The 24,091-nt window shown below is 46.4% G+C and carries 17 protein-coding genes; 5 read left to right on the top strand and 12 right to left on the bottom strand.

The window, feature by feature from the left end; translation table 11 throughout:
* Window positions 1-36: 36 nt before the first annotated feature.
* Window positions 37-5,166 carry an S-layer homology domain-containing protein gene (locus tag ACE3K2_RS24660; protein ID WP_421896197.1) on the bottom strand — a complete coding sequence of 1,710 codons (5,130 nt, stop codon included), beginning with the start codon at window positions 5,164-5,166 and terminating at the stop codon, window positions 37-39.
* A 211-nt stretch (window positions 5,167-5,377) separates the two neighbouring features.
* Window positions 5,378-6,514: a response regulator gene (locus tag ACE3K2_RS24655; RefSeq protein WP_421896194.1), complete on the bottom strand. Its 1,137-nt coding sequence runs from the start codon at window positions 6,512-6,514 to the stop codon at window positions 5,378-5,380.
* A 177-nt stretch (window positions 6,515-6,691) separates the two neighbouring features.
* Here ACE3K2_RS24655 and ACE3K2_RS24650 point away from each other — a divergent pair, with 177 nt between their 5' ends.
* Window positions 6,692-9,787, top strand: a complete 3,096-nt coding sequence (locus ACE3K2_RS24650; protein WP_421896191.1) for an ATP-binding protein — start codon at window positions 6,692-6,694, stop codon at window positions 9,785-9,787.
* A gap of 116 nt (window positions 9,788-9,903) precedes the next feature.
* Here ACE3K2_RS24650 and ACE3K2_RS24645 read toward each other — a convergent pair whose 3' ends face one another.
* The 6 genes from ACE3K2_RS24645 to nikA form a co-directional block, all read right to left on the bottom strand.
* Entirely contained in the window at window positions 9,904-11,409 is a 1,506-nt protein-coding gene (locus tag ACE3K2_RS24645) for a malate:quinone oxidoreductase (protein ID WP_421896188.1), read from the bottom strand.
* Between the two features lie 409 nt (window positions 11,410-11,818).
* Window positions 11,819-12,817: an ABC transporter ATP-binding protein gene (locus ACE3K2_RS24640; protein WP_421896185.1), complete on the bottom strand. Its 999-nt coding sequence runs from the start codon at window positions 12,815-12,817 to the stop codon at window positions 11,819-11,821.
* On the bottom strand, window positions 12,814-13,614 hold the full coding sequence (locus ACE3K2_RS24635) for an ABC transporter ATP-binding protein (RefSeq protein WP_421896182.1): 801 nt from the start codon (window positions 13,612-13,614) through the stop codon (window positions 12,814-12,816). The genes ACE3K2_RS24640 and ACE3K2_RS24635 overlap by 4 nt, the downstream gene beginning before the upstream one ends.
* Window positions 13,611-14,465, bottom strand: coding sequence for a nickel transporter permease (gene nikC / locus ACE3K2_RS24630; RefSeq protein WP_421896179.1), 855 nt, complete (start codon window positions 14,463-14,465; stop codon window positions 13,611-13,613). The genes ACE3K2_RS24635 and nikC overlap by 4 nt, the downstream gene beginning before the upstream one ends.
* Complete coding sequence (gene nikB / locus ACE3K2_RS24625; protein WP_421896176.1) at window positions 14,462-15,409, bottom strand: nickel ABC transporter permease; 948 nt, start codon at window positions 15,407-15,409, stop codon at window positions 14,462-14,464. Before nikB ends, nikC begins: the two co-directional genes overlap by 4 nt.
* A complete protein-coding gene (gene nikA, locus ACE3K2_RS24620) occupies window positions 15,409-16,959 on the bottom strand; it encodes a nickel ABC transporter substrate-binding protein (RefSeq protein ID WP_421896173.1) in 1,551 nt (516 codons plus the stop codon). Before nikA ends, nikB begins: the two co-directional genes overlap by 1 nt.
* Window positions 16,960-17,189: 230 nt before the next feature.
* Between nikA and ACE3K2_RS24615 the strand changes: the two genes are divergently transcribed.
* The gene (locus ACE3K2_RS24615; protein WP_421896170.1) at window positions 17,190-17,615 is read left to right on the top strand and encodes a hypothetical protein; all 426 of its coding nucleotides are present in this window, start codon (window positions 17,190-17,192) and stop codon (window positions 17,613-17,615) included.
* 99 nt (window positions 17,616-17,714) lie between these two features.
* Here ACE3K2_RS24615 and ACE3K2_RS24610 read toward each other — a convergent pair whose 3' ends face one another.
* Entirely contained in the window at window positions 17,715-18,257 is a 543-nt protein-coding gene (locus tag ACE3K2_RS24610; RefSeq protein WP_421896168.1) for a hypothetical protein, read from the bottom strand.
* A gap of 151 nt (window positions 18,258-18,408) precedes the next feature.
* Between ACE3K2_RS24610 and ACE3K2_RS24605 the strand changes: the two genes are divergently transcribed.
* Entirely contained in the window at window positions 18,409-19,566 is a 1,158-nt protein-coding gene (locus ACE3K2_RS24605; protein WP_421896165.1) for a WXG100 family type VII secretion target, read from the top strand.
* A gap of 15 nt (window positions 19,567-19,581) precedes the next feature.
* Window positions 19,582-20,040 (top strand): hypothetical protein, encoded by a 459-nt coding sequence (locus tag ACE3K2_RS24600; RefSeq protein ID WP_421896162.1) that lies wholly within the window; start codon window positions 19,582-19,584, stop codon window positions 20,038-20,040.
* 82 nt (window positions 20,041-20,122) lie between these two features.
* Here ACE3K2_RS24600 and ACE3K2_RS24595 read toward each other — a convergent pair whose 3' ends face one another.
* Both ACE3K2_RS24595 and ACE3K2_RS24590 read right to left on the bottom strand, forming a co-directional pair.
* A complete protein-coding gene (locus tag ACE3K2_RS24595; protein WP_338589529.1) occupies window positions 20,123-20,848 on the bottom strand; it encodes an NPCBM/NEW2 domain-containing protein in 726 nt (241 codons plus the stop codon).
* Window positions 20,849-20,964: 116 nt separating this feature from the next.
* Window positions 20,965-21,768 (bottom strand): DNA-binding protein, encoded by an 804-nt coding sequence (locus tag ACE3K2_RS24590; RefSeq protein WP_421896158.1) that lies wholly within the window; start codon window positions 21,766-21,768, stop codon window positions 20,965-20,967.
* Between the two features lie 164 nt (window positions 21,769-21,932).
* Between ACE3K2_RS24590 and ACE3K2_RS24585 the strand changes: the two genes are divergently transcribed.
* Window positions 21,933-22,280 (top strand): helix-turn-helix domain-containing protein, encoded by a 348-nt coding sequence (locus tag ACE3K2_RS24585; RefSeq protein ID WP_421896155.1) that lies wholly within the window; start codon window positions 21,933-21,935, stop codon window positions 22,278-22,280.
* 72 nt (window positions 22,281-22,352) lie between these two features.
* Here ACE3K2_RS24585 and ACE3K2_RS24580 read toward each other — a convergent pair whose 3' ends face one another.
* Entirely contained in the window at window positions 22,353-24,047 is a 1,695-nt protein-coding gene (locus tag ACE3K2_RS24580; protein WP_421896152.1) for a histidine kinase N-terminal 7TM domain-containing diguanylate cyclase, read from the bottom strand.
* Window positions 24,048-24,091 lie beyond the last annotated feature (44 nt).

Genomic DNA, 24,091 nt, shown 5'->3' with positions numbered 1-24,091 from the left:
CCCAATGTCAGCAAAGGCTTTTCTGTATAGATGGGTTTACTTATCAATCAAGTTGGTTACTTTCAACATTCTTGCAATCAATGCAGTGACCTCAGCCCGGGTCATCGTGGTCTTCGGACTCAGAACCTCTGGTCCATTACCTTGAATGATCCCCGCGGCGATCAACTGGGCTACATCCTCTTTCGCCCAATTCGATACATCCGCTGCATCACTGTAACGTTCCAGTCCAGAGTCCATCTGATCCGGGGTGATTGCCGCATCCGGTTCAATCAGACGATAGGCACGAGCAACCATGGCAAATCCTTGCTCACGCGTGATTTCCTGATTACCGTAGAAGTTTCCATTATCGTATCCGCGAACGATACCGAATTCATTCGCAAGGGCTACCGCATTGCGGAACCACGCCGAATCGTTAATGTCAGGGAATAGATTCTGCGGTGCATCCTGACGCATTAAGCCCAGTCCAAGTACAACAATCTCGGCAAACTCGGAACGAGTAACCTGACGGTTCGGGGAGAATGTGTTATCTCCGTTACCTTTCAGATCTAATCTCGCAGCGATGTTGTTCACATCAATTTTGCCCCAATGGGATCTGGCATCTTCGAAATCTTGCGGATTCCAGATAACTGAATAACTTCCGCTGCTGCGCAAGTCATTAATGAGCGCGTAGTAACGGCTATCGACTTTAGTGACAACCGTTGGTACATGGAAGATGCTTCCGTCCGGGTTGATGATCACGCCTGTCGTAATCCGGTTCGGATCGATCCCTTCCGGAAGTGCAATATACTTCGGTGCATAACCGTTCAGTTGCCCGGATCTGACCGTTTGTCCATCCTTTGAGAACGTGAGATCCAGATCAACCGGTGTGACAAGTAGCTCGTATCCTCGGGAAGCGGCTCTTGTTTCGGCGCTGTCAATCAACGTATCCGATGAACGTGCGATATCGATATGGACATCAATATCATTCAATGCTGCATCACCAAGCTGCCTGGAGACACCGTTTAAATCCATTTTGCCGCCAGGTACCGGATAGATCGCCAACGGATTGCTAATGTTTAGTTTGGAGCCTTGATCTACTAATTGTTTCAGTGTTTCAAGAGTTAGTCCGTCCACCTTCATATCCCCATCGTTCGGCGAATGAATGGCGAATTGCTGACCTGTGCCTTGTGACATGGCGTCATTCAGCTTGGCTGGATCAACTTCAACCCATGTTTCTTTGTTGTCCGATGGTTTGGATGTAGCAAATGGTTGATGATTGCCATCCCGGGTTGTTTCCAGATTATCCTTCACGGGTGCGGGAGTTGGGGTCGGTACTGGCGCAGGTGCAGGAGTGCTTCCACCGTTACCTCCTCCCGTATTGCCACCGCCATTATTACCTCCACCATTGTTACCATTGTCACTGGATGCTCTGTTTACGTTGATTTTGTACTCCGTAACATGGCCAAGTGAATCTGTGACTTTAACAACAATGGTATTTCCGCCAACTTGAAGCAGTAAATTCTCACTTGCAGTACCACTTGTAACCTCGTTCCATTCTCCATCTCCGACTGCTATTTCAATCTTAGCAAACGGATCAAGTGCCGTTGGCGTTAATTGAAATTGATATACGCTATTTGGCACAGAGATGGTGTACGTGTCTTTGGCCGGATCAAAGGCTGGGGACAAGCTTCCTGTAGACGGAATCAACGTTTGCAGCGTTGATGTGTCCGTACCAATCACTTTGGTAAGGCCCTCTTGGGCATCCACCAAATCCTGATACGCTTTTTCCACTTGTTCCGCTGTTGCATTTTCGTCATCGAACACGGATTGAGCAACTTCTAACGCATCTTGCAGCGTTTGCCATGTTTCTGGCGTGTACTCCTCAGTGTCCAGTTCGCCTGTTTCGATCTTACCGTTAATCTCATCGATTTTCGCTTTCAACTTCGCCTTGTCAATAATAACAACGTAAATCTTTCCATCTGATGCTTCTGAGTCTGCATATGCTGGATTGTTCGTCTTCGCTGTAACTGTCACCGTGTAGGCGCCAGCATTAAGCGGTGGTTCCAATTGCGACAGGTTAAGTACCGTTCCAGGCACCTCTACTGTACGCTTCGTACCATTTTCCATTTCGATCGTTACTTCATATTTATCTGCATGCTCAACCGTTTCCCATTGTAATTCATCATCGGTCAGTGTGACGTCTGGTGCTGTCAAAGGCGTGACAGCAGTTGCAATGGTAAAGTACGAATCCGGACCAAAATTCGAGGTGTTAAGCGTTACTTGACCGTTCTGAATTAAATGTAACGAGTTTGAATTACCAAATTGAGCATCATCGCTGATCACAAGATACTGAGGCAACGCTGAGGTAACTCCGGTGTCGTCTAACTGAAGTGTAATCTGTGATTCAGTCCAGTTTGCTTTCTGTACTTTGTAGATTCGCTCCATCCCAAGCAGTTTTTCTTGATCTTTCGTCATCGGTGTTTTGAACTCGGTACTTGCTCCATTATCACCAAACGTAAAGAAAGAAGAATCGTTTGAAAAACTATTCTGATTCGCAGAATTTGTATCCTCGATACTGTTGCCCAATGCAATCGTTAATATGGCCCCCAATTCCTGCGCCTTGGCTTGTTTCTGCAGCAAGCCGCTCTGATCATCTCGACCGATGCTTGTAACGCGATGGGTATAGGCTGCATTCACATTTGAATCCCAGACCGTAGCCATATTTGAATCGACATATGAATTGGCTGTCGTCTGATCCAACGTATAGCCGTATTTGATCGCCAGATATGTACTCACTTTTTGGCGTTCCTCGTCCGTCAGCGCACGATCGTATACGATAATTTCTTCAATCGTGCCCTGCCAATGTTCAACACTCGCAGCTGCTGGAATAAGCTTACCGACTACTGCTCCACCAGAGTTACCCGTATCCCATAGCTTAGGAACATCCTGTCCGTACCCACCTAGTTCCTGTACCTGCTTCATTTTACTGTACAATCTAGCTATGTTAGATTCAGTACCCCCGCCTGTCCAAGTCACAAATTGTTCGTTCGGGAACGTCGTTCCTAGGAATCCGTCAGGAGTGTATAATGTCTGACTCATGGTACTGTTAAATGTGGTTAAGCCACCTCTTGTGCCATTTTGAAGCATCCCTATACCAGTGTAACCACTCGTTTGGGCTCCCCAAGAAATGATATATTTGATGCCTGTAGTTCTATTGGTTTTGCTAACCGTAACAATCGATCTGGGGCTCTTCCCTTGCGGGAGCTTATTTACGTCCAGATTCATAAAACTACTCGTTCCGTTATATTCCAGTACCGGATTGAAATTAATATTATGACTCTTATCATCCCAATAAGTTGGTTGGTTATTGACCTCATCTTGCGTTGCGTTATTTACTTTACTGCCTTGATCTTCCCAGATACTCACCTTCTGGCCGCTGGTAACTTCCATGCCCAGATCAGATCGAAGCCATAGTGAAGGAGCACCAACTCCGCCTGGACCGGCTGTGCTTCCACCACTCACCAGGGTAAGTCCTATCCGTGCATTTGTTAGTTCCTGAAGCGCGTTGTTAACTTGCTCTTGTGTTACATTTGGTTCACTTAGCACTTGTTCTGCTGTGTTCAGCGCATCATGAAGCGCAGTCCAACTGTCTGATGTATATTTGGATTCTTCCAGGTTCTCACCTGTAATTTCGTCATATTTGCCTTGTAGAACTGACTTGTCTACTACAGTAATATCCCTGCGTATTGGTTCAGCAGAGATTCCGTTGTTCGTCGCTGTAACCCGCAATGTATATTCTCCAGGCGACAATGCAGAGGAAGGTGTAAATTCCCATGTTCCGTCTGGGTTGACTGTAGCTTCACCGACAATGTTCTTTGCTGGGTCAGATTTGTTTACCATTGTAATGGTTACCACAGCCCCAGATGTAACTGAACCTTTTACGGTAGGCTTGGCACTCACAGTAGAAAGTTCCAAAGGAGTATCCAGTTCCAGATGCACGGGCATACGATATGTCAGAATAACCTTATTCGCTTGATTATCGTATGCCACCGCTGCCGTCGTATTGATATCAGATACAAAGAATGTCTGGTCTTCTTGTACTGCTTGATACGGAGCCCGACCTATAGCAATATCGACCACCGGATTCGTACTTTCATCAGGCATGATCTTGGCATACACGCCAACCTTCGATCCCGATTGCATAGGACCAACCAAGGTCAGATAAGCACTACCGGTAGCTGTCGTATTCTTCAGGTACACATTACGTTGATTCCCATCGGTATTAAAATTATCATACACATAGGCTGTTCCTCCGAAATCAAAACGAGCATCGGCGGCACTTCCCCGCATATATACAGCAACATTCCCTATTGTTTCACCTTCGCTTAATTCGGTTCCCAACAATTTGTTGCCTGTTATTTTGCCTCCGGTCATCCTGAAGTTAGGACTTTGATATAGTCCTACCCCAATAATGACTCCATTTCCATCTGAAATTTCATTATCCGTAATCAGACCATCCTCAATGACCAGAGAGCCTCCTGAACCAGCACTTAGTACCGAAGGAGGGTTCTCTTTTACATTTCCCGATACCTTGTTGTCATGAATTAGGGTACCCTCCTCAATGACAACCATTGAATTACCCCCGCTAGTGGATATAACGGTTGCAGGCTGACTAGCGCTCGCTTTCACGTTGTGATGTCTAATTTCAGCCTCTTTAAAATTCACTGTACCGCCCGCATTACTAATCCCATATATCTGTCCGTTTGTATTTACATGATTGCCGTCTATGATGATCTTCTCAAAAGTTACACTATTCGATCTGCTTCCACCACTGATCTGAATCAAGTTTCCATTAACAAAACTCTCACCACGTATAATGGAGTATGCATACCCCTCTGCAGAGGTTATTATAATATTCTTCCCAGCAGAAGAGATCACCAAGGTGGACTCCTGGATGATGTTACTTTGCAGGATTATAGATCCTGTTGCATCAACCAATTCAAGTGCCTTTCCTATTGTTGCCACTGGCGCTTCTGCCGTACCCGTGCCACCGGCATCACTTCCCGTCGATGATACGTAGACATTGCCATCGGCCGCACTTGCTATCGGAGCAAACAGCGACGATATGGTTGACAATAGGACCACAAAAGCCAAAAACGATATTTTTATAGCCTTAAATACTTTCAAGTTCACTTAACCTCCTATGTGATTCGAATATTTTGGTCATCCTGGGCAAACATTAACGCAATTCTGCTTCTTCTAAGTCCCAGCTGTTATCTGACACATATCGTTTTTATTCTACACATAGCCTCTTACCAAACTCTTACCAAACCTTTCGCCAGCAAATACAACAAAAAAACAGCCCTGCAAATGAAGCTGCAAGGCTGTATATTTTCAATTACATATTGGATTGTTTCCATTGCTGGTACCACAACTCCACTTCCAAGCCAGGACGTACGCCCGCTTCTTGCTCTAACGCAGTAACTAACTGATTATATTGGGCGATTACAGGATCTTTATTACCTAATCGATCATAGGTCTTCATTAACGCCAGTCCAACTTGCTCCAATGATGGCTCGAATTGCTGTACCCGATGATATAACGTGAGGGCTTCCGTGTGCTGTCCCAGTTCAATATAGTACTCTGCAAGCTGCATGGCGTGGTTACGCCAAAGCGCATGCAAGCGCTGACGTTCCAGCTCAGCCCATACGTAATCGTCCTCGCCATAATATTTACCCTCGTATTGATCTGAAGTCTGCCGATGTTCAGCTATTGTAGACGAAGATAATAGAGACAATCGGTTAAGACAACTCTCCCATTCTTCCGCGTCAACCCTGAATTCTCCCGTTTCCAATAGATAACCAAACTGCTGATAACGAATGGGAATCTTGTCCTCGCCCATGAATTCATTCATCATGCTGCGTAAGCGATGGATGCCACTATGCAGATTGGATATGCCTCTCCGCTCATCCAACTCTGGCCACAACAGTTCAAGTAGCGTGTCCCGCTTAATCGGTTTGTTCCGATGGTGAAGCAAATAGGCGAATAACTCTCTGATTTTGGTTGTTCTGAACTTCATATGTTTTGGCGGCTCATTCGGGTGCAGTTGGACCTGAAGCATTCCCAGACAGCGGATGACCATGGATGGCCCTTCTGCTGTATTCAGAGTTGCGGGCACCATTCGGCGTTGATACATCTTCATCGTTTTTTCCAAACGGTCACGTGTTACAGGCTTCATGATATAGTCCAGCACTTCAAGCCCATAGGCCGTCAATGCATGTTCGTTATAGGCTGTTGTAAAAATAACCTCTGTTCCAGGGGAAACCTCATGGATCCGTTCGGTTGCCTCGATTCCGTTCATCCCCGGCATCTGTACGTCCATGAAGACGATTTCCGGCAGACGAAGTCCGATCTGATCGATGGCTTCTTGTGCCGTCAGAAAAGAGCCGATAACTTCGCAATCCTCTCTCTCTTCCAACAGTTTGTTCAACCTGCTCAGAGCGAGATATTCATCATCTACCAAAATCACTCTCATATGCACAACTCCTCTGGCTCACTGATCATCCTTTAATCTATAATTTTACCATAAATCCTGACGTGGTACCGCTATCATTTGAATATAGAATCTATGTTCCGGTATTCAAAAAAATGTTCTTCCTTACCAGACGGCATGCAGGAATTTGCATTAAACTGTCGAAAACTAAAGTCTGCCATGAAACCATTAACCTATAGAAAAATACCCCCATATGTATTGCTGTCGATTCTATTCCTGATTATTTTACTTGGTTTTCGCTGGATATGGTCTGAGTCTTTCTCTATACCCAATCATCCAGAACCCGTGAAAGGCGTGCTGGATCTTCGAGGTTGGGACCTCGCCAATGCTTCACCCATATCCCTGGATGGGGAATGGGAATTTTACCCTCATGCGTTAATCTCGAATCGTGACGCGAAAATAACGGAAAATCTATCCACCATTCGGATTCAAGTTCCCGGTGACTGGCGGAATGGGTTACCACAATCCGCATCGTCTTATGGGTCTGGTACGTACCGTCTTCGCATTCTTTTAGATCCATCTGTGGAAGAAGTCACTCTCTGGGCTCAGAAAATCCAGACATCTTCGATCATTGAGATGAACGGGACCATTGTTGCCAAGTTCGGTCAACCTGCCACCCATGCCGAAGCCTATCGACCAGAAAGGACCGCATTTACGACTTCCTATGCGCTGGACGGCTCCACCGAACTCGATCTTCTGGTACAGACAGCCAATTTTGACGATCCATATAGCGGTGGGATCACACGCTCTCTCTATTTTGGCTCTCCAGAAGCCATTGGAAGTGAACGAGGATTATCTATCGATTTGCAAAAGATCACCTTTGCCATACTGCTCTTGCACAGTTTATACGCTTTTGTCATGTTTCTGTTTATCCGGAAGGAACGAGCTCTGCTGACATTTTCTCTGTTAACGCTCGCCGCTGCCCTCACGGTCGCTTCCGACCATGACAGTCTGTTGTTGAGCTGGATGCCACTGAACTTCACTTGGATGGTTAAGGCCAAAGCATTGTCTTATCCATTGTTCGCATTCTTCCTTCTACAGATGGCTAGAAGTTTCTCCCATAGCGTGCAATGGTGCAAACTTTTTCATGCCTATGCCACTGTGTTTGGTGTCTACTTTGTATTTCTACTCATTGCACCGGTGACTCTTGTCTACCATGTGCTGGAGACAGGACTTTCTAATTTCCTATATCTATTTGCCATCGGCTGGTCTGTGTACCTGTTCTTCCGCATGGCTGCCGATAAGCGAAGGGACGCCAGCTTTTTGTTATTTGCGGCAACCAGCAGCTTATCCAGCGTACTATGGGGAATTGTGAACTCACATAGCGAAATTACCAATGTGTATTATCCAATAGATGTTATTGCGGCCATATTCGGCTTTGCTGCGTATTGGTTCAGGAAATACTTCCGTAATTCTACCGAAATTGAAAATTTGTACGAACAGCTCAAAGAGGAGGATCGCCAGAAAGACCAGTTTCTTGTGAATACAGCTCATGAGCTTCGCACACCGCTGCATGGCATCATCAATATTGCCGAAAGCCTCGCGGTCCGTGAACGGCGTACATCAGGTGGTAAGCAGCAGACAGAAGATATGAAACTGTTAGTTACCATCGGCCGACGCATGTCCCAACTCGTTGATGATCTCCTTGATGTGATTCGCCTGAAGGAAAAACGCATCAAGCTTCAGAAGAAACCATTATCTCTTGCATCTGTCATTCCAGGTGTAATCGGTATGTTCCGATTCATGGCAGAGGGTAAGCCGATCCATATGCAGGTGAATATCCCGGATGCCTTACCGCTTATTCAGGCCGATGAGAGAAGACTTGTTCAGGTTCTCTACAACCTGTTGCATAATGCGCTCAAATTCACCGATGAGGGTTCGATTACCGTCTCTGTTCAGGAACATGGAGAGAGCGTTTTGATTCAAGTTTCAGATACAGGTGTTGGCATAAGTGAGGAGATACAACAGCGAATATTCGAGGCGTATGAGCAGGGGACTCCAGAAGCTCGCTTAAGTGGAGGAATTGGCCTCGGTCTAAATATCAGCAGACAGCTCATCGAACTCCATGGCGGCCAGCTCACCGTGCAATCTGTACCTGGACAAGGATCAATCTTCCAGATTTCGCTTCCGCGGGAAGATACCACAACGCTATCGGATCAGACCGAGGAGGAATGGAACGCTCACAGCTTCGATGAGATTGCGATTACAGAGCCGCAGCAGCAGACCCTATCTCAGGACAAGACTGCCGCCCGTATTCTTGCTGTCGATGATGATCCTGTCAATCTGCGAGTATTGATCTCCATGCTTGCGAATGAACCGTATCATATTCAACCTGCGGCCTCGGCGCTTGAAGCACTACAATTGCTGGATCAGGAGCCGTGGGACTTATTGATTGCGGATTTCATGATGCCTCATATGTCGGGTTATGAACTGACAGAGAACGTACGCAAGCGTTATTCGGTATCAGAACTTCCCATCCTGTTGTTGACGGCCCGTAACGAACCAGCGGATGTTTACGCCGGATTCATGGCGGGTGCTACGGACTATGTCACCAAACCCGTTGATGCCGTTGAGTTAAGGCATCGCATCGGATCCCTAGTCGTGCTCAAACAATCCATCGATGAGCGGCTGCGCATGGAGGCTGCTTACTTACAAGCACAGATTCAGCCCCATTTTCTTTTTAATACGCTCAACTCCATCATGGTGCTTAGTGAGATGGATACGGAGCGAATGCAGAAACTGGGTGATACCTTTATCGAGTATCTTCAGACCAGCTTTCATTTTGTCAATTCGGAGAAAATGGTTGAAGTCACTCATGAGCTGGATCTCTCCCGTGCCTATCTCTACATTGAGAAAGAACGTTTCATGGATCGGTTGAATGTCATCTGGGATATTCCAGATGATCTTGATCTATCGTTGCCGCCACTTACCATTCAACCGCTCATTGAAAATGCAGTTCGACATGGTGTTTTGAGCAAAGTGGAGGGTGGAACCGTGCATATCCGAATCATCAACCAAACAGCGTCCACCCTGATTGAGATTGAGGATGATGGTGTGGGGATGCAGCCCGAGCAGATTGAACGCGCACTGGCGTGGCCCAAGAAAGGATCGGGGGGAACCGGAGGGATCGGATTAACCAATACACATCGCCGGTTAACTCAAATGTACGGACAGGGCCTAAGAATCGTCAGTTCACCGGGCCAAGGTACGAAAGTATCCTTTGTCATCCCTTTGGACCGCAGCACAGGAGTCTGAGTGATAAGATCGTTCTATGAAATATCAAATAAAACGAAAAAAGAGCTAAGCACGGGTTTCATCCCGGCTTAGCTCTTCTTTTGGTTGTTCGTTATCTAACACGATGAGATTAATCGCTACACATGCAGCGTCTGCTTCTCATTCGACAATCCCAGCGCCTTGGCTGTTGAAGAATGAACCTCTTTGAGAAGATCCAGGTTCTCCACAAGTGAGATGCCGTAGGACGGAATCATTTCCTTGATCTTCGGCTCCCATGCCTCCATATGCTGCGGGAAGCAACGCTGAAGAATCTCAAGCATGACCTGAACCGCAGTGGACGCACCCGGTGAAGCACCCAGCAAAGCCGCGATTGTTCCATCTGCAGATGTAACTACTTCCGTACCGAATTGGAGCGTACCCTTGCCACCTTGGACGGTATCCTTGATGACCTGCACACGCTGCCCAGCCAGAACCATATCCCAATCCTCGCTCTTCGCACCCGGAACAAAGTCACGTAATTCTGCCATACGTTGTTCTTTCGATAACATCAGTTGTTGGATCAGGTACTTGGTCAAAGAGATTTCTTTGACACCTGCTGCGAGCATCGTAAGCAGATTGTGCATCTTAACCGACGTGATTAAGTCGGCATTGGAACCGGTCTTCAGGAACTTCGGCGAGAATCCGGCAAACGGTCCAAATAGCAGCGACTTCTTATTGTCGATAAAACGGGTGTCCAGATGCGGAACGGACATGGGCGGAGCCCCTACCGAAGCCTTGCCATATACTTTGGCGTGATGCTGCTCCACGACTTTTGGATTTTTGCACACCATAAAGATGCCACTGACCGGGAATCCGCCAATATGTTTGCCTTCCGGAATGCCCGTCTTCTGAAGTAAATGCAGACTTCCGCCGCCCGCACCAATAAAGACGAATTTGGCCTTATGGCGTTCGACCGCACCACTCTTCAGATTTTTCACGGATAATTCCCATTGCCCATCGCTGGTACGTTTCATATTCTTCACGCTATGTTGGTAATGGATCGCCACGTGTTGTTCCTTCAAATGTCCGATTAGCATACGCGTTAAAGCACCAAAGTTAACGTCCGTACCGGAGTCAATTTTGGTCGCCGCAACAGGTTCATTACTTGTACGATCTTTCATCATCAGCGGCATCCATTTCGCCAGCTCTTTCTTGTTATCCGAGAATTCCATGCCTGCGAATAGCGGATGATTCGACAAGGAGTCGTAACGTCTTTTCAAAAACTGGACATTGCTCTCTCCGTGCACATAACTCAAATGAGGAATCGGCATAATGAAATCCCGCGGATTACGAATCAGACGGCTATTGACGAGATAGGACCAAAATTGCTTTGAGATCTGAAATTGTTCATTCACTTTAATCGCTTTGCTAATATCTACGGTTCCGTCTGGTCGTTCAACGGTATAGTTAAGTTCGCACAATGCAGCATGCCCGGTTCCGGCATTATTCCATTCGTTGGAGCTTTCCTCTCCTGCAGTGGCTAGCTTTTCGAAAACCTTAATATTCCAGTCTGGTGCCAATTCTTTTAGCAAAGTTCCCAAAGTTGCACTCATAATTCCGGCACCAATCAAGATAACATCTGTACTCGTTTGTCCCTGGCTCATGTCTACCGTCCTTATATCCTATATTTGCCAAAAGGATGTAAGCGTTATCGATTTGGCATTTGCAGCAAACCCATTCTTGAACGGGGTTGCACCTTCTCTGAATGAATGTAACATGGATCTAGTGTATCAATAATATAGAGCAATTTAAATATGCAATTTCAAGATATTTGCTATTCCATCAGTATACGCTAGTTTACATCGGAACGTTAGCCCGGTTATAGGCCTGAAAGATATATTTGTTCAAAACAAAGAAAGGAGCCCGGTTTTAGGGGGACTTGGCACATGAAATGTTGGATAGCCTTATTAATTTTTTGAAAATGGATGCGCCAAAAGCCGCTTTCGAATCGCTTCGTCAGCGGCTATATATTTAAGATTAACCCTTACCACCCCCCGGCGTCTCCGGGAGTACTCAGAATATCGAAATCAGTTCACTCGTATACGGGTGGCGTTCTTCAGCGAACAACGCATCCGCACCAAAACGGTCAACGATCTGGCCTTCTCGCATAACGATGATGGACTGGCTCATGCGATGTACCGCAGCCAGATCATGCGAGATGAACAGGTATGACAGACCAAGCGATGTCCGCAGATCGGTGAGCAATTGCAAAACAGCCCCTTGCGAGATCACGTCCAGGCTGGCCGTCGGTTCATCCAGAACGACAACGTCCGGTTCAATGCCAATGGCACGTGCGATCGTTACACGCTGACGTTGTCCTCCACTTAGCTCATGGGGGTAACGTCCAGCTATATCGCTTGGAAGCTCGACCGCTTCAAGCAACTTTTGCACGTAAGCATCCTTGGACGTATAGGTAAAGTGGGACAGCTCGGCGTTACGTGCAAGTTGTTCGTACGGATCGATCAGCGAATCCGCAATCTTGAGCTTCGGATTCAGCGCAGCCATCGGGTTCTGGAATACAATCTGCATCTTCCGCCGATGAGGTCGCAACCGTCGGCCGCTCAGCCGTGCGATATCCTGTCCGCCCAGTGTAATCGAGCCTGTATCTGCATCTTCAATCCGCAGCAGACAGCGGGCGAGTGTACTCTTGCCACAGCCGCTCTCGCCAACCAGGCCAAGACACTCGCCGCGGTTCAGGATGAAGGAAATATCATTTACAGCCGGTCGGTCTGCACCTGCATACGTTCGGCTGAGATGTTCCACATGAAGCACAGGTTGATTAAGCATGCTGGGCGAGTAAACAGTCTTTGCAACGGCTTTATCTGTAACGGTATGATCCATATCTGTAGTAGTTATGACTGCCTGTTCTGTACCCGTAGTATCTATGACCACATTGTCTGTGTCTGCATTGATCTCTGCATGGTTTACGTCTTTCGTAAAGTCGTGGCTTCGCACACCAGACTCTTCGGACTGTATGAGTCCATGGTGTTCTTCATTTGCAGTCGTCCTCATTCTGTTCCCGCCTCCTTCAATCCCGACTTCAGCGAGCGACTCAGAACGGGAGCCGCCTCGATCAGCTGGCGCGTATATTCATGCTGGGGATGGTCAAGAATGCGATGTTTTCCGCCCGATTCGACGATCTGACCTTCCTTCATAACAGCCAAACGGCTGGCATAGCGGCGTACATGGCGCCAGTCGTGCGTGATAAACAGAATCGCACAGCCCGTCTCCGCTTGCTTGCGTGCCAGCAACTCCAACACGCGATGCCCGGACACACTGTCCAGTGCCGTTGTCGCTTCGTCAGCGATCAGCAGACGAGGGGAGAGCATCAGCGATGTGGCAATGGAGGCCCGCTGAAGCTGTCCACCACTCAATTGGAACGGATAGCGGCGCAGCAATTCAGAGCCAAGGCCAACGGATTCCAGCGCTTCCTCAGCCCGTTTCTTGCGGATGGCAGAAGACTTCTCCCCATGTACCTTCTGGTATTCATCAAAGTGTCCACCAATGCTGCGAAAGGGCGTAAACGCTCCCTGATAGTCTTGAAAAATATACGAGATGCGGCTTCCCCGCAGGGCGCGCATCTCCTTCGGCTTCCGTTCGAGCAAGTTGCTGCCTTCGAACATGACTCGCCCCGACGCATGCAGGTTGGGCGGCAGCAGACGACCAATGGCTTGCGAGAGCAAGCTTTTGCCGCTACCGCTCTGTCCAACCAACGCCATGAATTCACCTTCACGAACAGCCAGAGAAACCTGGTCTACGATCGTACGATCCCGACTGGAGATGCTCAGTTCCTCAATGGAGAGAATCATGGCTGTACCTCCTTCTTCACGTCAAACCGGTCTCGCAGATAATCGCCCAGCATGTTGGCAAGCAGCACTACCGAGACAATGGCAAGGCCCGGATAGATCATCAGCTCTGGCCGTGACTGGAAGTAAGTCCGTGAGTCGTTCAGCATCGCACCCCATTCAGGTGTTGGCGGCTGTGCGCCAAGGCCGATGTAGGACAATGATGAGATGAGCAGGATAATTTTGCCCAGATCAAGACTCGCCAACACGAGCACATGACCTGCGATATGTGGAAGCAGATGTTTTCTCATGATACGACCGTCGGATAGTCCGTTGGTTCGGGCGATGCGAATGTAATCCTTTTGGGACTCAGATAGGACGGTGCTCCGAACGAGACGCGCATAGCTAACCCACTTTACGATCACAATCGCCAATACCAGATTACCGATTCCCGCACCAAGCAGGCCACTGAGCACAATGGCGACGATAGTATCAGGAAAGGCAAGAAAGGCATCCGCAATCCGCATGAACAGCTTATCGACCCCGCCGCGTTTGTATCCTGCGATCAAGCCAAACGGAATACCAATCAGCAGGGCAGCACCAAGTGCCAGCAAGCTATAACCCAGCGTTTGACCACCACCAAGCAACAGACGTGTCAGTACGTCACGACCCAAATGGTCGGTGCCGAACGGATGGAGAGCACTTGCACCCTGCAATCGTCCGCGCAGATCTGTTAATGTGTGATCATGTTTCAAGTATAAAAAGGCATATAAGGAGGCCGCGATGACCAGCAGAGCAAACAGCAGACCAATGATCGCCTGCCAGCTATGTTTTTTCGATTTTGTCGTTGGAATGGGCAGGGGCATGGTTTTCATCGGTGGGCCTCCTTTTCCTTAAGTTTCATTTCGGGATTCAAATAACGGTACGACAGATCAACCGCCGTATTCACGAGGAATACCACGATAGCCATGATCAGGATGTAACCCTGAATCAGTGGATAATCACGCTGGCGGATGGCATCAACAACAAGCTTGCCGATCCCCGGATAAGCGAACAACACTTCAATCACGACAACTCCGCCAATCAGGCTGCCGAGACTGACGCCAAATACCGTAATGACAGGCGGCAGACTGTGCCGAAACGCGTGAAGCATGAAGATCCGGCCTTCAGATAACCCTCTTGCCCGAGCGGACCGAACGAACTCCTGACTCAGTGAATCTAACAAGCTGGAACGCAAAAGACGCACATAGACGCTGGAGATGGCGAGTCCCAGCGTCAGAGAGGGCAGAATAAGTGATGTGAATCCATCCCGGCCCATGGTCGGCAGATTACCGAAGCGTACGCCGAACATGTCGATCAGGATCAGACCCAGCCAGAAGCTGGGCACCGCCGCACCCACAATGGATAGCATCCGACATCCGCGGTCAATCCAACTCCCACGATGAAGCGCTGATAGCGAGCCGAGCGGGATCGCTATGATGAGCATGACCAGCAGCGCGCCAATCGTCAGTTCAGCCGTAGCTGGCAGTGCACGCATCAGGGTCTGCATGACGGGCTGGCCTGTCGAATACGATACACCGAAGTCGAGCCGAACAAAATCGAGCAACCAGTTGCCGAACTGGACAGGAAGCGAATCGTTAAAGCCCATCTCCTCGCGTACAGCTTCGACCTGCTCCTGGCTGACGGACAGTTCGTCTACGTTCAGAATCGTCAGTACCGGATCACCGGGAGCCAAACGAATGAACAGGAAGCTCACAAACATGATGAACAGCAGAAAGATAAATACCTCCAGGAACTTTCGAAGCAAAATGCGGAACATTACATCACATCCAGCTTATTGGTAATCATGTAATATTCACTGCGGGTGGTAACCCAGTTTTTGATCTTCTTACCGTTGTAGGCAACGATCGTACCTGGATGCAGCACGAATGAATTCAGCACATTGTCATGCACGTAGTTGGCTGCCTTCTCGGCAAGCTCTGCGCGCTTCTCCGGTGCAACCGTGAGATTCAATTCGTCGATGATCTTAGTCAGTTCCGGATCTTCCGATCCACTGAAGTTAAGCGCACCCTTCGGATGGTACGTTGCATTCAGGTAATAGCCTGCATCCCCACGAGGTGCTGTCAAATTACTGTATGTTGCAATATCCCAGTCACGGTTGGATGCCATATAATCTTCCGGCGTGTCGATCTGGCGAATCTGCACGTCGATCCCGATCTTCTTCGCATCAGACTGGAACACTTGGGCGATCAGCGGCAGATCGGCACGAGCCGAATACGTCAGCAGCATCAGTTGCAACGGTTTGCCATCCTTGGTCATCACGCCGTTTTGCTGCGTGTACCCTGCTTCGTTGAGATATTTTACAGCGACATCGGCTCCGGATTCCGTTGTTGTATCCGTATAGGTCGGCGCAAATGGCAGTGATGGCAAGAACGGTCCAATAGCCGGTTCCCCATAGCCGAGCAGAATCGTGTCCACAATACCCTGACGGTCAATCAGCGCATCCAGCGCACGACGAACATTGAGGTCCTTCATACTTTCCCGCTGCATGTTCATGGTCAGCTGATGCACGCGGAATGTCGATGTGGACTCCACCTTCATGCCGTCTATCGCTTTGAGCGATTCGAGGCTTTCGACTTCTGGACGGTATACGATATCAACCTGCCCAGATTTGAGCGCCAGTGTACGAGCGTTGGCATCTTCATTGAATGAGAACGTGATGGAATCCAGTGGCGATGCTCCGTCCCAATATTCATCATACCGATTCAGTTCCAGCTTGCTGCCTGGGGTAAAAGAAGTCAGCTTGAATGGGCCTGTACCAATCGGCTTGTTCACAATGTCCGGCTCACTCACGTCGATAATCGCCGTGTTGGGGTTCACCAGCTCGGAAGCAAATTCCGGGAACGGCTGCGTTGTGGTGATCTCCAGCTTGTCGCCCTCGGCTTCAATTGTATCGATCTTCAGTGCGTTCTGGATCGCTACATTCTCTTCCAGCGCCCGCTCAAGAGATGCCTTAACGGATTCACCCGTCATTGGCTTGCCGTTCTGGAAGGTCACATCATCTCGCAGATCGATTGTCCAATGCTGTCCATCTTCGCTCTCCCAGCTCTCGGCGAGCCATGGAGCAACCGTCAGATTCTCCTCATCGAGACGCACCAAAGTCTCTGTAATGCCCGCGCGCAGCGGCACATAGCTAGAATCCACATGCGGATCTAGCGAGCTGGTGGAGAAGTTATATAGGAAGTGAACATTTTTATTATCGGTGGATGGTTGCGCAGCGGGACTGGACTCAGATGATCCGCAGGCGCTCAACAGTCCAGCGCTCAAGGCCAAGGAGACCAGCGCTAGCAGTGGCGTCTTTTTATTCAAGGTAATGCCCCTCTCTCTTAATCGTAATCATTATCATTTGAACAATGAGTATTATCATATCGTAATGATTACGTTTTGACAAGAGTTATGTTGGTGGTGAAACGAGAAAAAATCCGACTCTCGGATGAGAGCGGATTCTTCATGTTTTTTGTTACATATGAGGGCTTTATGAGTTTATGCGGAACATTTCAAATACAAATTACGTTTAGGGACTAAAGAGGGGGAGTACGATGAGAAGATATTCACTTATCATCTTAATGATTGCTACTGTTATGATCCTGATTCTTAGCAGCTGCCAAAGTTCTAATAAGCCCGATCAATCTGGAGATAGTAAAGTGCCCAAGGAATTACACTCCTTCTATCCTGGCGATATTAGACAGGTTGATTCTATTGAAATGATGAGCGGCAGTGATGGTACTAAAAGAACCACTACAGATCAAGTACAGATTCAGGAATGGATTGAAAAGGTGCGCGATTTAGAAATCGTACTTGATCCGGATCAAGAAGATACTACAGGGGTACTGTTCCATGTCACAATGTTTGAGCAGGGAAAAGAAGTATTGTATATGACACCTACCGATATGAATCATCAGCGAATGCAACCGCAGTTGGAATTGGCTGACCGAATGTCGGAACTTTATGATGCCATAGAATAAGAGTGTTCTCATAGCCTGTATTCAAAGTGACTACATGCTGACAAGTTCGATATGAAATTATCCTTCGTAATCCACATTTTCAGCAAAGTAGGTTCTCTATTAAGTCAATCGCTTTACATCGTTTAACTTTTCCTGAAGTATTTGAATACTCGTACTCTGCAGTATGTCAGGATTCAATTCAGTAACAAAATCCAGAAACTGATGTGCATTTTTCATAATTTCTTCTGTAAAGGATGCCGAACTTACATTAACACCATTCCAATCTGAATATCTAAATTCCTCATTTGGTTCAGTAATAAATAAGTCCAGAATAACTTCCCGATCAATATCTTCTACTAAACTAACTTGTAGTTCGACTCCCTGCTGTTTAAACTCAAGCCACAGATTAGCGCTATCAGGAATTCGATAAGCAACATATTGATGTATACTAATCTTCTGGACTATGGTCAGTAAGTCCACAAACCATCTAATAAGTCTTTCATTACCAAATGGGCAATCGTCAAAGAACATACCGTACTTATTTCCGTTAAAGTCCAATTCAATAATTCCCTCGATATCTTGTTTCGTTAGATCAAACCGCTTTGCAGACATTTGTTTAATTTCATCAAAGTTATCAATTGCTTTAAATGAAATAGTGAACATATTTGAACCCCCCTAATCTATTAAATCACTAATTTTATCCGTTTGAGAATTTCAGGAGAATGGGTACAAACAAATAGAACTATAGGTCCTCACAAACAGCATCTAACATGGATTAAAATATAGTATAGATCAAGAACTGAGGATTGAGACGATGACAAAGATACAGATCCCTGTGGATCAAATGACACACACGATTGGCGTGTTTAAGATAGGACACGGGCACTTGCAACAAACACTGACTAGATTAAACGGCCAACTTACTCCCCTACTCGATGGTTTTGAAGGCGAGACAGCCGAGCGCTTTACCCACTTATACCGTTATGCAGAGAAAAATCTGAATACCACCCTGGAGCTGCTTCATACAATATCTCTTCGTTTGGAACAGATTCGGGAACGCTTTGTCGATACCGATTCCACTATGGTTAACATCTCTGCGTTACTACAGTATCAGGCCAATCCGGGCACACCTCGTACCAATGATCTTGTTTGCGGCCCTAACGATCCCCCTCCTAAACGTAGCGTTGAGGAACATGTGGATGCCTTTTTCAATCAGGCCGGAGAAAACATATTAGCGATTGGGGACTCTGCCCTGCAACTAGGTAAAGACCTTATCGAACATCCGTTAGATACTGCGGGTAACTTCTTGTATGATAATACCATTGGTACCGTTACCGACATAGGGAGTGGAATCGCCTTTAGTTGGAACTATGCGTGGGATAACGGAGATACCCGAGAACAGGCAGAAAAGCATATTGCAGCTGAGTTCGATAAAATGAAGCAAGAAGGCGGAGCAGAGTACGCAGCAAATATCACAACTTCTATGCTCCTCGGAATCTTCGGTAGAAAAGTCGGGATCAAATCCATTGATGGCAAACAGCATCACTCGCCCCATACCGATTCTGGTGGGGGAGATAATAGAAATAAAGAACTTGAGCGTGAGGCATCCAATGATAATTCAGCCTCTTATACAGGAACGCCTGCTGTACACCAAGAAATGTTGGATAAGTCTGCAAAGTACCGCGATGACCTTAACTATGACTGCTCAGAGATAGCGGAAGACTTAGCCAATGCAGCTAAGGGCAAAGGAGAGATAATCACACTACGTTCTTCAGAGAAGTATGGAAGTATAGAAGTCTACGAATATGGAGTGAAGGAAAAGTTTGACTACCATACCGTATATTCTGATGGAAAATATGTTTATGATCCCAGATATAGCGATAACCCTATACCTAAAGATGTTTATTTAAAAAATATAGGAACACAAAATGATGGTAACCTAAAGGTTTCAATTAAGAGTCTCGATGAATGAGGAGAGAGTTACGTAATGAACATTTACACTATGGATAAAAAAGATGTTGATTTGTCTAATTTAGTAGCATACAGTCTATCCAAACTATCTACTTACGAATGGGTGAGATACAATATGTATGCTGAAGAGGATATCTATAATAGAGTCCCTGGATTTCACTTCAGATTTCATAATGCAGGGGATTTGTATAACGAATTAACAGATTGTATAGATGCTTTTCAGGGAGAGTTACAATGGAAGTTGTATCTTGGCCTTGAGACTCGAAACCAAAATTACAGTTTGGAACCATTAGAAGCATATCAGGCAAGATTAACAGATGAATATAAGGAAAATCATAACCTAAAGGAGATATTAGACAAAAAATATAACGAAATATGCGAAAAAGGTATCCGTGATATACCATCTTTAAGTGATCATGTTGAGAACTGGTTTAATTTAGAGAATAAAAAGCCCATTCTCCCTGATCGTGACTAAGTATAGATCCGGATTAAAGCAAGGGCCTGTCTACGATCCTATAGGATCACAGGCAGGCCTCTTCGTATTATTATAACAAATGTTACTTAATCAACTTAGCCTCACCAAGAACAATATTGATTTGCTCTCCATTGTTTAAAGAAGCTTCAAAGAAAACTTGGAGTTTTAGTACTCCCGTAACATCAATACTAATGTTTTCTGGCATGTCTCCACCTTTCATATCATCTTTTCTGAATATCTCTACACCGTCGCCCTTAACAATTAACGAACCAGAATTAATAGAATTACGTGTGTAGTCATCAATTCCGATATATCCCGTTAATTTTTTATAAGCACCATTTAGATTATAATCTATAGAAACCTTATCATCACTAGAACCACCCCAAGGTATATCTAGAATGGTGCCCACACCATGAAGATATTTTTGATTCGCTATAGTGAATTTCAAACCTTTAGGGTTTTCCCAATTCTTAAAATAAATTCTATCAACAATACCATCTATTCTAGCATAGGAAACTTCTTCTAAATACTTAAATGTACCAGCTTTTGCACCGAAAGAGGCTGTCTTACTTTTCCCGTCATACGTGAAGGATTCCCCCATAGTTTGAGCTGCTGTTTTAGCAGGTACGTACAAATTACCATTATAAACGATTGATTGGGTCGTGCTCTTATGTACTCCGTTGAACATCATCTTAACGTTCTCCATAACTACACTAATCTTAGTATTAGTTCCTGCAAAAGCTGTTGCTCCTGTTAATAATGAACCTATTAATACACCTATAACTAAACCTTTCACTTTGTCTTTCATGTCTTCTCTCCTTTTTGGGTATTCTTGAATTTTGATAAGCATTCCAATAATACCCAAAAAGGAAGCTGATGTATATAGTAATGTTGTTAGATGAGACAATAGCTTTATTCGTTCTTCTATACCATCCCCTCCAGCATCACCCGATACCGTCCAATCTGCTCTGCTGTCGCCTCTTCCCGCAATGATTCCAACAATGCCGTGCACCTTATAACATACCGATCCATCCCTAGCTTATCCGCTAACCTAATCGCCTGCAAAATGAATTCAACGGCCTCCTGTGGTCTTCCCATCCACTGTTCATACAAAGCCCGCTGATAACAGTAATGGTACATATCATCGTTGTTTGAAGAATCCACTTCTCTGCCATCGCCCTGCATTTGATCCTCGAACACATGTAAAACCCGATCAATCTGCCACCTATACCGCACTGCGGCTTCCGTAATCACTTTCAGACCTGCCAACCATTCCTCTGGATGCTCCAGCAAAAAGTTCACAAGCTCCTCCAGCAGTTCCACCTGGCCAGCTTCAATCTCAAGAGCATACCGATTCACCTGTGCCTTATACCTGAACTCCTGCACCACCTGCATACCTACCTCATCCAGATCCTCCATCCATCCCAGTTCTGCATATTGATCGATACATGCCCTCGCCTGATCTACCTGCCCCATCTTCTGGTGAGCCATGCCCCGCATTAGGTGACTGAACCCGTAATAGTAGACCAAGGGCCGCTCGATGTGTATATGTGGTGCAGGCACTCCCTTTGACTGATACTCCTGCCGCTCTTCATGGATGGACTGCACACATTGATATAACATGTCCGCCCTCTCGATTACCTTGTTCCAATTTTCAAAAGCCATAGCCATCTCCAACATTTCAACAATGATATCCGGTTTGAGTGATTTTAGGATAGATTTTCGCAAAGAGGTCCCTCCTTAATTATCCATTTTTTTATAATTGTATAGATAAATCAAAAGAAGATCAACCTAAATTGTACTTATAAGTACTTTTATTAAACAATACAGTTTGCACATATTAGTCTGTAAGGATTCTATAACCTCTTCTAACCTTAAGTGGAGGTGATCAAATGAGTTTACCAGAGGACGTAGGAAATCGAATTCGTGAGTTAAGGAAGGCAAAAGGCTGGACTCAGGAACAACTGGCGGAAGCTGCAGGTCTTCATTACAGCTATATTGGTGGAGTTGAACGGGGAGATCGTAACATTTCGTTGGAGACTCTTGAGAAAATAATAAATGGATTGCAGGTCACAGCTGAAGAAATTTTTAAATTCAAAGAAGACTCGGAGTACAAAAGAGCTTTGGACGAACATATAACTTTAATAAGCGGCAAGAGTACAGATACAATCGTATCATTGACTAAAATTAACAAAGAAGTTTTAATTGCTATCGAAAAATCACATAATAATTCCGATTAAATATATCTGTATCAACATCATTCTTTAATACAAAAAAGAGTGGAGTACATCCCCACTCTTCTCTTATTTCCCTCAAACAACTCCCCGCTCCAACACCCCAAACTCCACCCGATTACGCCCATTCTGCTTCGCCTGATACAATGCCTTATCCACCGCAGCGAACAGCTGCGTCAAATACCCCTCCGGATTCTCCGGCACATGCACAACCTCAAAATCCTCAAAGGACAGAATCCCAATACTAATCGTAATCGACACCTGCGTAATCTCGTGATCCACCCTAATGCGGTTGGACTCCACAGCTGTTCTAACGCGCTCTGCGATTTGACTCGCCAAATCATGCTCCGTATGCGGAAGGTAGATCATGAACTCTTCCCCGCCATAACGCGTCAGAATATCCGTACTGCGAATCGATTGTTTGACCGCCTCCGCCGTGCGGACGAGCACTTCATCCCCGATGACATGTCCGTAGCGATCATTAACCGCCTTGAAGTAGTCGATATCGAGCAGCAGGAGTGAGAACGGTGTTTTGTATTGAATATTGGTAATGACCTCGTGATTCAGGTGCTGGGTCAGATAACGTCGGTTGTAACAGTTGGTTAAACTGTCCGTCAGCGCAAGTTCCTCCAATTTGCGATTGGCCTCGGATAACTCCTGACGGATCAGGTCCAGCGCCTGATTTCGCTCCTGAAGCGTCTCGTTCTGGCGATTCATCTCTTTCACATAGAAGCGCTCCTGCGAGACATCCTGGAACGTAAGGATGTGACCGATCGGCACAAGAGACGAATCCACAATCGGAGACGATTGCAGGATATATTGCCGAATCGTATCGTCCCGTTCCACAATCAGTTCAATATGAGCCAGGGTATTTTCCTTTTGCCTGTAATGATTCAGGAACTCCCGATAACTACCCGCGACATAGACAGATTCCAGGAAGGCTCCCATATCAAAAGAATCCCCCACATGCATTTTCATAAAGGATTGAGAGGCCTTGTTCGCTTCAACAATAACCTCATTCTCATCCAGTACCAGGATGCCATATGGAATGGTATTGATTACGTCCTCATGTGCGATGGAGACCAGATCGAATACATTGTATCTTTTGATCACATAGACAAAGAACAGGTCCGACAGAAAGATCCCCAGCGAAGTCATGCCAGGAATGATCGGCAACCAGCGAGCTAGCACGACATTTAGAATGGCATCAATTGTTGCAAAGACAGCCAAGACCAGGATGCCCCACAAGGTGATTCTCACCTGTTTTTTGATCATGGCAGATGTTTGTGATGAATACACCGCCCGGAACAGAATGACGAGGGACGCCAAGAAATAGCTCACCAGAATAGCCATCACAACCCAGAACCAAGGGCCGTAAGCCCGCTCGATGTATCCACCGTCCAGTGGAATGACGAATTCATTCCATGGATTGGCGACCACACCTATAGCCCCGATCACCGCAGGCACAAATAGCAGGAAGGTTCCTTTTGCACTCAACCGCTCCGCGTAACCGGTAATGAAGATCGTCAATAGAAGCCACCCACTCCCCAGCAGGGAGACCGCGACAAAAGACAACGTAACATAGAACAACTGCAGACCGGAATCATCCGTGAGTGTGCTCGCAAATTGGCAGAAAGGCCAGAGCATCATCAACCCGTGAAACAAAAAGTACACCTTATGTAAGTTCGTAATTCTAACCGTAGCAAACACATATACACCTACACCGAACAATAGGACAAATAAAAAGAGATCATACCATACTAATGGGTTCACGAATCTTCTCCTTCTTAGATGCTACAATGACAACGTGGTTGTTC

It is taken from the genome of Paenibacillus sp. (assembly GCF_048976745.1).
In the GTDB taxonomy this organism is placed as follows: domain Bacteria; phylum Bacillota; class Bacilli; order Paenibacillales; family Paenibacillaceae; genus Paenibacillus.
The sequence above is the reverse complement of the archived record's forward strand: the minus strand, read 5'-3'. Positions and strand labels throughout refer to the sequence as shown.